This window comes from Facivitalis istanbulensis (assembly GCF_040560405.1).
Taxonomy (GTDB): domain Bacteria; phylum Pseudomonadota; class Alphaproteobacteria; order Sphingomonadales; family Sphingomonadaceae; genus Sphingomonas; species Sphingomonas istanbulensis.
This window is the reverse complement of the sequence record NZ_JAVSCQ010000005.1, coordinates 113,148-124,150: the sequence shown is the minus strand read 5'-3', so window position 1 is coordinate 124,150 and position 11,003 is coordinate 113,148. Positions and strand designations below refer to the sequence as shown.

The following is an 11,003-nucleotide window of genomic DNA, read 5'->3' as shown; positions in this document are numbered from 1 at the left end:
CTGGAGGGGTAACCGAATATGGATCGTCGTAATTTCATGAAGCATGGCATGGCGGTGGGCGGTGCCGCGCTCGCCACCGGCGGCGGCACGCTGGCCGCGGCGCAGACCGCCGCGCAGACGCCGCTGGACCAGAGCTTTCCCAAGGATTTCCTCTGGGGTTGCGCTACCGCCTCCTACCAGATCGAGGGCGCGGTGAAGGAAGACGGGCGCGGCCAGACCAACTGGGACGTGTTCTCGCACACGCCCGGCAAGGTCGCCAACGGCGACACCGGCGACATCGCCTGCGACAGCTATCACCGCTACAGGGAGGATATCGGCCTGCTCCGCAATCTGGGGGTCAAGGCCTATCGCCTGTCGCTTGCCTGGTCGCGGATCTTCCCCGAGGGGCGCGGCAAGCCCAACCCGAAGGGCATCGATTACTATAACCGTGTGATCGACGCGCTGCTCGACGCGGGGATCCAGCCCAACGTCACCATGTTCCACTGGGACCTGCCGCAGGCGCTGCCCGGCGGCTGGCAGAATCGCGACACGGCCAAGGCGTTCGCCGACTATGCGGGCTTCATGGCGGGCAAGCTGTCCGACCGCGTCCACCGCTTCATGACGGTCAACGAACTGCGCTGCTTCACCGACCTCGGCCATATGGTCGGGACGCACGCCCCGGGCCTGAAGCTGCCCCCCGCCCAGGTGAACCAGGTCCGCCACCATGGCGTGCTGGCGCATGGCCTGGGCGTCCAGGCGATCCGCGCCCATGCCAAGGCCGGGACCGAGGTGGGCATCGCCGACAACGCCAATATCTATGTTCCCGCGATCGAGACGCCCGAGCACATCGCGGCGACCAAGAAGGCGATGCGCGAGGACAATGCGATGTTCCTGACCGCGGTCATGGAAGGCCGCTATATCGACAGCTACCTCGCCTCGGCCGGGGCGGATGCGCCCAAGGTGCAGGCGGGCGACATGGCCGCGATCGGCAGCCCGCTCGATTTCGTCGCGCTCAACATCTACACGCCGACCTTCGTGAAGGCCGATGCGAACGATCCGCGCGGCTATGCCACGCTGCCGCATCTGCCGCAGTCGCCGCGCATGGCTTCGCCCTGGCTCTATGTCGGCCCCGAAGCGGCCTATTGGGGGGTGCGCGCGGTCAGCGAGTTGTGGAAGCCCAAGGCGATCTACATCTCCGAGAACGGCACCTCGGCGGACGACACGCTCAACGCCTCGGGCCTGGTCGATGACTCCGACCGGATCATGTATCTGCGCAACTATCTGGGCCAGTTCCGCCGCGCGGCGGCCGAAGGCTATCCGCTCAAGGGCTATTTCCTGTGGAGCCTGATGGACAATTTCGAATGGGCCGACGGCTATACCAAGCGCTTCGGCATCCATTATGTCGATTTCGCGACCCAGAAGCGCACGCCCAAGCTGAGCGCGCTGTGGTATAAGGAACTGATCCGGCGCAACGCGCTGGTCTGATCGCCTGAGGACGCGCCAACGAAAACCCCGCCGGTCTCTGGATCGGCGGGGTTTGTCATGGCCGGTGGTCCTGCGCGGTCGTCCTGCGGGGTCAGCCGGTCCGCTCTGCGTCGCCGTCCGATCGCTCCAGCGCCAGGCGAAACGCCCGGACCTTGCCCTGAAGCTCACTCAGGGTCTCCAGCGTCATGCCCGACCGGGCGACCAGTTCCTCGCCGATGCAACTGCAGCGTTCGCGCAGATCCCATCCCGCCGGAGTCAGGCGGACGCGCACCTGCCGCTCGTCCTGCGGATCGCGTTCGCGCACCACCAGCCCGCCGCTCTCCAGCCGCTTGACCAGCGGTGTCACGGTGCTGGATTCCAGCGCCAGCCGCCGGGCGATCGTGCCGATCGTCCGCCGATCCTCCTCCCACAGCACATGCAGCGCGAGATATTGGGGATAGGTCAGCCCCAATTGATCGAGCAGCGGCTTGTAGGTGCGCTGGATCGCCATGTTCGCGGTGTAGAACGCGAAGCATAGCTGGTCGTCGAGCGGCCAGGGGGCCGGCATCCGCAATCTCCCATCGGGTGAAAAATATCTATCGCGATAGAATTTGGACTGGACAAGGCCGAATGCTCCTCACATATATTTATCGCGACAAATATTATCGGAGATCAGAAATGGCGATCGATGTGAAATACGAGACCCAGGCGCGAGTGACCGGCGGCCGCGAAGGCCATGCCGCGACGGCCGACGGCCGGCTCGACCTCAATCTGTCGACCCCAAAGGAACTGGGCGGCGCAGGCGGCCCCGGCACCAATCCGGAGCAACTCTTCGCGGCGGGCTATTCGGCTTGCTTCATCGGCGCGCTCAAGGCCGCCGGACAGCAGTTGAAGGTGAAGATCCCCGACGATGTCGCGGTATCGGCCAAGGTCGGCATCGGCCCGCGCACGGAAGGCGGCTTTGGCATCACCGCCGACCTGATCGTCGAACTGCCGGGTATCGCACGCGACCAGGCCGAAAAGCTGGTCGAAACCGCGCACCAGATCTGTCCCTATTCCAACGCCACGCGCGGCAATGTCGATGTCGGCCTGACGGTCGCCTGATGCCGGGAGCCTGACGCCGGGCATCCCGTCCGATCGCCCCGATCGCGGGCCGCTTCGCCCCCGGCGCTAGCGAAAAGGCCGCACCGAGTCGCGCACGACCAGGTCATGCGCGACCACCAGATCCTCGATCGCGGGCGATCGCAGCGCGGCGAGCAACTGCTCGACCGCGCGAAAGGCCATGTCGCCGACAGGCTGGCGGATGACGGTCAGCGGCGGCCACAGCCGCGCGGCGATCGCGGTGTCGTCAAATCCCGTCACCGCAAGATCCTGGGGCAGCCGAAGCCCCATGCGGTGCGCCTCTCCGATCAGCCCGGCGGCCATGTCGTCGCTGCTGCACAGGATCGCGCTCGGCCGGTCGGGCAGGGTCAGCAGCACCCGCGCCGCCACCTCGCCGCCGACGGGATCGAACGGGCCGCGCACGATCAGCGCGGGATCGTCGGGCAATCCGCTCGCCGCCAGACCGTCGCGAAAACCCGCCAGCCGCGGATCGGTCACCGAAAAATGCTCCGGCCCGGCGACAAAGCCGATCCGCCGATGCCCCTGCCCCGCCACATGCGCGGTCATCGCGGCCGTCGCCGCGCGATTGTCGATCCGTACGGTTGCGATGTCGGGCATGGGCCGCCCCGTCGCGATGGCCGCCGCCGCCACGCCCAGTTCGGCGAACAGGCCCGATCCGCTGAGCAGTTCGGCAAAGGGCGGGACCAGCAGCACCCCGGCCGCGCCCTTGCGCACCAGCGTGCGCACCGCCGCCGCCGCATCCTCGGGCGTCAGTTCTTCCTCGGCCTGTGCGATGAACTGCAACCCGCGCGCATTGGTCGCGCGCAAGGCCCCCAGCAGGACGGAGTCGATGAACGGCGTGCCCCGGTCGCTATAGACCAGCCCCAGCGTGGTCGCACGCGCCTTGGCCAGCCGCCGCGCGGCGACATTGGGGACATAGCCCAGTTCCTCGATCGCCGAAAGCACCGCCGCGCGGGTCGCGGGGCCGACCCGCCCCGCGCCGTTGATGACGTTGGACACGGTCATCGCCGACACGCCCGCGCGGGCGCCGACCGCGCGGATGGTGACGCCTGCGGGTTTACGGATCGTCATAGGGGACAATCCGGTAACGGGCTTTTCCGTCACCGGCCATCCCCCATAGGCCCGCGTGTCAGACCGCGCCCGCCTTCATCCCCTTCACCGCATGGTCGACCGCCCGCGCGGTCAGCGCCATGAAGGTCAAGGAGGGGTTCACGCAGGACACCGATGCCATCTGCGCGCCGTCGGTGACGAACAGGTTGGACGCGTCATGCGCCTGGCTCCATTTGTTCAGGACCGAAGTGCGCGGGTCCGCGCCCATGCGCGCGCCGCCCATTTCGTGGATCGCGTCGCCGGGCACATGCTCCTGCTCGCCGCTGGTGACGTTCTTCAGCCCCGCCGCGCGCAGCATCGCCTCCCCCTCGCGCCGGGCGTCGGCCATCATCTTCAGCTCATTGTCGCGGAAGGTGACGTCGAACTTCATCAACGGCACGCCGAAGCGATCGACCTTGTCCGGATGCAGCGAGACGCGATTGTCCTCATAGGGCAGGCATTCGCCGAACGCGCCCATGCCGAACTGCCACGGGCCATAGCGGCGCATCCCATGCTTCATCTCTGCCCCGAAGCCGACCGGCTTTGCCGCGACGCGGAAGGCCGATCCCTGATAGCCATAGCCGCGCCGGAAGCCGAGGCCTTCATCGCCCTTCAGATTGCGGAAGCGCGGGACATAGACCCCGCCCGGACGGCGGCCATATTCGATCAGGTCCTCCATGCCCGGAATATCGCCCGACACACTGACCCGGAAGATATGGTCCATGACATAGCGGCCCAGCGTCCCGCTGCTGTCGAAATGGCTGCGGTCCGATCCGGGCGCGCGCGAATTCATCAGGATCTGCACCGACGCCATGGCCGAAGCGCAGACAAAGACCAGATTGGCGCTCGCCTGCATCGCCTGCCCCGTTTTGGCATCGATATAGCGCACGCCGGTGACGCGCTTCTTCGCCGCGTCATACTCGATCCCCGTCACCACCGCATCCGACTGGAGCGTCAACCGCCCGGTCGCGCGCGCGGCGGGCAAGGTTACCGCCTGGGTCGAAAAATAGGCCCCGAAGGAACAGCCATTGCCGCATTGGTTGCGGAACTGGCATTTGGTGCGGTTCTGGTCGGGCTTGTCCTCGGTCATGTTGGACAGGCGCGTGTTGATCAGCTTGCGGCCCGGAAACTGGCTTTCCAGCCGTTCCTTCAACCATTTCTCCGCCACGTTCATCGGAATGGGCGGCTGAAACTCGCTATCGGGCAGATAGGGCAGGTTCTCGCGCGAGCCCGAGACGCCGATATATTTCTCGACATAGCCGTACCAGGGCGCGACGTCGTCATACCGGATCGGCCAGTCGGCGGCGACGCCCTCGCGCCTGTTCGCCTCGAAATCATCGGGGCTCCAGCGGAACGACCACCGCCCCCAGATCAGAGACTTGCCGCCCACCGCCGCAGGCCGGATCCAGTAGAATTTGCTCCCCTCGTCATAGGCATAGGGGTTCAGCCGGTCGTCATTGTAGAATTTCTGGTTGCTGGGCGCGACATAGCCGTGCCGGGCGATGAAATAATCGCTGTCGAGCAGTGGCTTGGGCATGATGTTGCGCGCGGGCACCTCGAACGGCGGCTTGCCGTCATAGGGATAGCCCTCGCCATGTTCGACCATGATGCCCCGGTCGAGCATCAGGACGCGCAGGCCCTTTTCGGTCAGTTCCTTGGCGGCGAACCCGCCGCTGATGCCCGACCCGATCACGATCGCGTCGAAACGGTCCGTCGCCGCCATGGCCATCCTCCCTTATATCGTTCTTGTCGTATCAGAAGCGCAGAGCCCGCAGCGTCCGGTAGCTGGTCGTGATGTCGGGCAGATAGGGCGCGGGCGCCCGGTCGTTCTCGACATAGAAATGCTTCACCCCCGCCACCGCGTTGAGCGTGAAGAGCGCGCCGAAATCGATCGTGCCCGCACCGACCGCCGCCATGCTGCCGTCCGCGCGCGCATCCTTGACGTGATAGGCATAGATGCGCCCCGCCAGCCGCCGGATCAGCGCCGCCGCGTCCTGCCCCGCATGGATCGCCCAATAGAGATCGAGTTCGATCTTCACGAGCCGCGGGTCGGTCGCCTGGAGCAGCCGGTCATACAGGCTGATGCCGCCGGGCCTGGTCGTGAACTCGAAATCGTGATTGTGATAGGCAAAGCCCAGCCCCGCCTTCTTCAACTGCGCACCGAAACGGTTGATGTTGGGCAGCGCGGCGTTCCAGCCCGCCTCGGTCCGATGCTCGTCGGTCATGTACGGCAGGACGACGGTGTCCGCGCCCAACGTCCTGGCCATGGCCACCGACGGCTCGAAGCGGTCGCGCAGGCTCTCATAGCCGATATGCACCGACGGCGCCTTCAGCCCCAGCCGGTCCTGCGTCCGGCGGAGCATGGCATGGTCCATCGACTCATAGCCGCCGCCGCCATATTCGATCTCGCGATAGCCGATCCTGGCCACCGCCTCGAGCGTCTTGACGGGATCGGCCGAGAACAGGTCGCGGATCGTATAGAGCTGCAACCCGATCGGCCCCAGTCGCGCGGCCTGCGCGGCCCCCGCCCCCAGTCCGGTCAGCACGGTAGCGCCAAGACCCAGCCCGGCACCGACAAAGGAACGACGATCGATCATGCTGAATAGACCTTGTTGACCTGGGAATAGGGGAAAGCGCCGTTATACTCGCCGGGGACGGGCAGATATTCGCGCTCCTGCGTGATGCCGATCTCCGATGTGTAATAGCCGGTGATGACCAGTTGCCGGAACGGCTCGAAGAACGCCCGGCCCTCGGGCAGCACGCCTTCCATCGCCTCGGTCAACAGCAGATCCTGCTGCGCCGCCGTCGCCTTGGCGGCGGGGATGCGGTGGACGCTCTGGCTGCGCGCCTCGATCGCGTTCAGCCCGTTGACGATCGGCACCCGGTCGGCGGGAAGCGACCAGTCGGCGAGCATCTTCTCGATGAATTCCGGCACTCCCGCCGCGATCGCGCCCGGCGTGTCGGTGGTGGGCAGCACCCGCTCGGCCAGCGCGGTCATCGTCGCGCGCTGCGTCGGGGTGAAGACCGCGACGCTGGGCGGCCCATCGGAGATGACCGGAATGCTGCCGCGCGACTGTTCCACCGCCCCCGCCGCGCGCGCGATGGGCGCGAACAGCGCGGAACCGAACATGGCGGTCATCCCCGCCAACGCGTATCGACGGTCGATCATCGAACATCCTCCGGCAGGTCCTGCGCGATCGCCTCGGGCGGCAGCGGGCGGACCCAGATATTGCGGAACGAAACGGGCGAATCGTGATCCTGAAGCTGGATCGGCGCGGCATCGCCATGCGCCTGATATGTCGCGACCTGCCGCCAGACGGTGGTGCCCAGCATCGCCTGATGGTTCTGCACCACCACGCCGTTCAGCAGCGCGGTGACATAGGCGGGGCGCAGCAGCCTGCCGTCGGCTGCGAAGCGCGGCCGTTCGAAGACGATGTCATAGCTCTGCCACTCACCCGGCTTGCGCGAGGCGTTCACCAGCGGCGGCTTCCACGCATAGACCGCGCCCACCGTGCCGTCGGCATAGGTCGGGTTGCCATAGCCGTCGAGGATCTGCACCTCGTAACGCTGCATGAACCAGATGCCGCTATTGCCGCGATCCTGCGACGCTTTCTGCGGCGGGTTGGGCGAGCGGAATTCGAGGTGAAGCTGGACATCGCCGAAGCTCTGCTTGCTGACCAGCACGCTCTCCGCCTTGCCGTCGCGCGGCGGCACGGTCATCACCCCGGCCTTGAGCAGCCATGGCTTGCCACTCGCGGTCCAGGCATCCATCGAGCGGCCGTCGAACAGCACCACCGCGTCGGACGGCGCGCCACCCGGCTGCGCGGCGGGTGTCACCACTTTCGGCGCGGGCCGGTCCGGGTCATGGACATGCCACTTCCCGCCGGGCAGCATCGGCGTGTCGCGAAACCCCAGCCCCGGCTTGTCCTGCGCGGTGGTGCCGCTCGCCATCATCAGCACGACCAACGGTATTATCCGCATCGCTCCCCTCCTCATGCTGTCGGATCGATCGCGCGATAGGCGGCGATCAGCCTGTCTTCGCCAGCGCGGCCCTTGAGCGAATTGCCATGCTCCATGCCGATCACGCCCTTGTACCCCTGTTGCTTCAGGAAGCGGCAGATATTGGCATAGTTGATCTCGCCGCTGCCCGGCTCGTTGCGGCCGGGATTATCGCCGAACTGGATATAGCCGATCTCGTCCCAGCAGAGTTTCAGCGTCGGGATCAGATTCCCCGACTGGATCTGCTCGTGATACAGGTCGGCCAGCACCTTGACGCCGGGGCTGTTCGCCCCGCGCGCGACGGCATAGCCCTCCGCGATCGACTGCATGAACACACCCGGATGGTTGGTCCGGGTGTTGAGCGGCTCCATCACCAGGGCCAGCCCGTGCGGCGCGACGATATCGCCCGCGCGGCGCATCAGATCGATGATCCGGCCCTGCTGGATCGCGGGGTGCAGCTTCCTGTCCATGAAGCCGGTGACGACGGTCATGTGCCGGGCATCGACGCGTTTGGCGACCTCGACCGCGCTGCGCACATCGGCGAGGAACGCCTGCCGCTCGCCATCGTCATCGCCGCCCAGCAGCGGGCGGAATTCCGACCATTTGGGCATGGAGGCGACGAACACGCCCATCGTCATGTTGCGATCGCGCAGCGCCCTGGCGATCGCTTCCTGCTCCGCGATCGGGCGAAGGCGATATTCATTGTCCTCCCACGCCCGGAAGCCCTGATCGGCGGCATAGGCGATCTGCTCGACCGAACTGTTCCCCCGGCTGGCGAAGCTGCCCAGATGGGGTGCGAAGCCGAGGGTGAAGCGTGCGGCATTGGACGACCTGCCCCTCGCCCGCCCCGCCAGCGCGGCGGCGGGAACGGCGGCGGCGATGCCACCCATCACGGTGCGGCGCGACCAGCTCATGCCGCCGTCTCCGCCGCCACGGCGCGCGGCCGACGACGCTCGGCCAGCCAGATGCCGCCGAACACGAACAACAGGATCACCGGCACCAGCGCCAGCCGGGCAAAGGACTGCGACGCCGCCGCATCCTCGACCTGCCGCAACGCCTCGCCGGTCAAGCGCTGGAACGCCTCCGGCCCGCCCGCCAGCTCGACCTTGGCGGCGTCGAACATCGCACCCAGCCGGGGCAGCACGAAGAAGCTGGCCAGCGCCCCCGCCGACCCGACCAGTCCCAGCGCCCATGCCCCGCCGCGCGGATAGCGCTCCGCGACCGAGGCGAGCATCGTCGGCCACATCGCGCAGACGCCCAGCCCCCACACGGTCGAGGCCAGGATCGCCGCCACCGGCGACTGCGCCCGCGACAGCAGGAACAGGCCGATGCCCGCCAACAGGCTCGACACCCAGAGCAGCCCCGGATTGGACAGCCGCCCCGCGATCCGCCCGGCAAAATGGCGGAATACGAACATCAGCGCGCTGACATAGACGAGCAGCAGGATACCGCGCATCCCCACCCGGCTGCTCAGCGCGACGTCGAGCCACTGGCCCGGCGCGAGTTCGGACGCGGCGGTCAGGAACATCGCGCCGAACCAGACGAAGAAGCTGGGCCGCCTGAACACCTCGGCGATCATCCCGCCGAACCCGACGTCGCGCACCGCGCGCGGCACCGGCGGGAAGCGGGTGGTCGCCGCCATCACCAGCACGCCCAGCGCGGGAACCAGCACCAATGCCATGATCGCCTGCCACGGCAAAGCCTCCGCCAGGACCACGCCCGCCAGCCCGCCGACGATCAGCCCGCCCGGATACCAGGCGTGGAGCACGTTCAGCCGGTGCGTCGTATCCTCCGGGTAAAGCCGCGCGGTCAGCGGGTTGATCGAGGCTTCCGCCAAGCCCCAGCCGATGCCGCTGAGCAGCATCCCGCCCCAGACGATATGGTACACGCCCATGCCGCTGGCGATCTGCCCAGCGCCGATGATCGCCACCGTGCCGACCAGAAAACACAGGCCGCAGCCGATCAGCATCTGCCGCGTGCCGATCCGGTCGAGCAATGCGCTCGCCACGAACAGGGTTGTCGCAAAGCCCAGAAAGGCCGAGCCCAGCGCCGATCCGATCAATTCCCCCGCCTGTACCGGCGCGATGGGATCGATCCATTGCGTCTTGAGGCTGCTCGCCACCGCCGCGCGCAAGGCCGCACTCGCGGCGGCCGTGAACAGGGCCAGCACGCTCAGCCAGAACAGACGCGACCGATTCTCCGGTATCGCTTCCACGCCCCTCTCCTGCTTATCTTTTTTGTCAGAGTTGACCCTCCGGGGCGGATGGTCAACCCCAGAACAGGTTACAGCCCCAGCCAGCGCCGATTGGCGTCCGGGTCACCGCCACCGGCGAAGTCGTCAAAGGCGCGCTCGGCGCGGCGGATCATGTGCGCGGCGATGAAGGGCGCGCCTTCCCGCGCGCCGTCCTCCGGGTGCTTCAGGCAGCATTCCCATTCCAGCACCGCCCAGCCCGCATAGCCATATTGGGTCAGCTTCGAGAAAATCCCGCCGAAATCCACCTGTCCGTCGCCCAGTGAGCGGAACCGCCCCGGCCGGTCGACCCAGTCGCTGTAACTGCCATAGACCCCCGCGCGCCCGGTCGGATTGAACTCGGCATCCTTGACATGGAACATGCGGATGCGGTCGTGATAGAGGTCGATGAACTGGAGATAGTCCATCGCCTGCAACACGAAATGACTGGGATCGTAGAGGATGTTGGCGCGGGCATGGCCGCCGACCGACTCCAGGAACCGCTCGAACGTCACGCCGTCATGCAGGTCTTCGCCCGGATGAAGCTCGTAGCAGAGATCGACGCCTTCCTCCTCGAACACGTCGAGGATAGGCCGCCAGCGCCGGCCGAGTTCGGCAAAACCCTCCGCGACCAGCCCGGCGGGACGCTGCGGCCAGGGATAGACAAAGGGCCAGAGCAGCGCGCCAGAGAACGTCGCATGCGCCTTCAGCCCCAGCCGCCGGCTGGCCCGGGCTGCGAGACGAAGCTGGTCGACCGCCCAAGCCTGCCGCTCGGCGGGCTTGCCCCGGATCGCTTCGGGCGCGAAGCCGTCAAAGGCGAGGTCATAGACGGGATGAACAGCGACGAGTTGCCCCTGCAAATGCGTCGACAGCTCGGTGATCGCGACCCCCGCCTCGGCACAGCGCCCGGCAAGATCGTCGCAATAATCCTGGCTGTCGGCGGCCTGTTTCAGGTCGATGCAGCGCGCGTCCCATGTGGGTATCTGCACGCCCGCATAGCCCGCCTCCGCCATCCAGCGCGCCGCCGAATCGAGCGTATCGAACGGGGCGGCATCGCCCATGAACTGGGCCAGGAAAATGCCCGGCCCGCGCATGGCCGATGATGGGCCCGCCGCGGCAG

11 protein-coding genes are annotated in these 11,003 nt (G+C 67.1%); 2 read left to right on the top strand and 9 right to left on the bottom strand.

Annotation, left to right across the window (positions count from 1 at the left end):
• Positions 1-18: 18 nt before the first annotated feature.
• A complete protein-coding gene (locus RN629_RS05495) occupies positions 19-1,464 on the top strand; it encodes a GH1 family beta-glucosidase (RefSeq protein ID WP_407034267.1) in 1,446 nt (481 codons plus the stop codon).
• A 91-nt stretch (positions 1,465-1,555) separates the two neighbouring features.
• Here the strand turns inward: RN629_RS05495 and RN629_RS05490 are convergent, their stop codons facing one another.
• On the bottom strand, positions 1,556-2,011 hold the full coding sequence (locus tag RN629_RS05490; protein WP_407034266.1) for a MarR family winged helix-turn-helix transcriptional regulator: 456 nt from the start codon (positions 2,009-2,011) through the stop codon (positions 1,556-1,558).
• Positions 2,012-2,121: 110 nt separating this feature from the next.
• Between RN629_RS05490 and RN629_RS05485 the strand changes: the two genes are divergently transcribed.
• Complete coding sequence (locus RN629_RS05485; protein ID WP_407034265.1) at positions 2,122-2,547, top strand: organic hydroperoxide resistance protein; 426 nt, start codon at positions 2,122-2,124, stop codon at positions 2,545-2,547.
• A gap of 66 nt (positions 2,548-2,613) precedes the next feature.
• On the opposite strand, the gene RN629_RS05480 is transcribed toward RN629_RS05485, so the two are convergent.
• The 8 genes from RN629_RS05480 to RN629_RS05445 form a co-directional block, all read right to left on the bottom strand.
• Positions 2,614-3,636, bottom strand: coding sequence for a LacI family DNA-binding transcriptional regulator (locus RN629_RS05480; RefSeq protein WP_407034264.1), 1,023 nt, complete (start codon positions 3,634-3,636; stop codon positions 2,614-2,616).
• 58 nt (positions 3,637-3,694) lie between these two features.
• Entirely contained in the window at positions 3,695-5,377 is a 1,683-nt protein-coding gene (locus RN629_RS05475) for a GMC family oxidoreductase (RefSeq protein WP_407034263.1), read from the bottom strand.
• A gap of 31 nt (positions 5,378-5,408) precedes the next feature.
• Positions 5,409-6,251: a sugar phosphate isomerase/epimerase family protein gene (locus tag RN629_RS05470; RefSeq protein WP_407034262.1), complete on the bottom strand. Its 843-nt coding sequence runs from the start codon at positions 6,249-6,251 to the stop codon at positions 5,409-5,411.
• Complete coding sequence (locus tag RN629_RS05465; RefSeq protein WP_407034261.1) at positions 6,248-6,823, bottom strand: gluconate 2-dehydrogenase subunit 3 family protein; 576 nt, start codon at positions 6,821-6,823, stop codon at positions 6,248-6,250. Before RN629_RS05465 ends, RN629_RS05470 begins: the two co-directional genes overlap by 4 nt.
• Positions 6,820-7,635, bottom strand: coding sequence for a 3-keto-disaccharide hydrolase (locus RN629_RS05460; protein WP_407034260.1), 816 nt, complete (start codon positions 7,633-7,635; stop codon positions 6,820-6,822). Before RN629_RS05460 ends, RN629_RS05465 begins: the two co-directional genes overlap by 4 nt.
• Positions 7,636-7,646: 11 nt before the next feature.
• Positions 7,647-8,567 carry a hydroxypyruvate isomerase family protein gene (locus RN629_RS05455; RefSeq protein WP_407034259.1) on the bottom strand — a complete coding sequence of 307 codons (921 nt, stop codon included), beginning with the start codon at positions 8,565-8,567 and terminating at the stop codon, positions 7,647-7,649.
• On the bottom strand, positions 8,564-9,868 hold the full coding sequence (locus RN629_RS05450; RefSeq protein WP_407034258.1) for an MFS transporter: 1,305 nt from the start codon (positions 9,866-9,868) through the stop codon (positions 8,564-8,566). The genes RN629_RS05455 and RN629_RS05450 overlap by 4 nt, the downstream gene beginning before the upstream one ends.
• 68 nt (positions 9,869-9,936) lie before the next feature.
• A complete protein-coding gene (locus RN629_RS05445) occupies positions 9,937-10,977 on the bottom strand; it encodes a sugar phosphate isomerase/epimerase family protein (RefSeq protein WP_407034307.1) in 1,041 nt (346 codons plus the stop codon).
• Between the last annotated feature and the right edge of the window lie 26 nt (positions 10,978-11,003).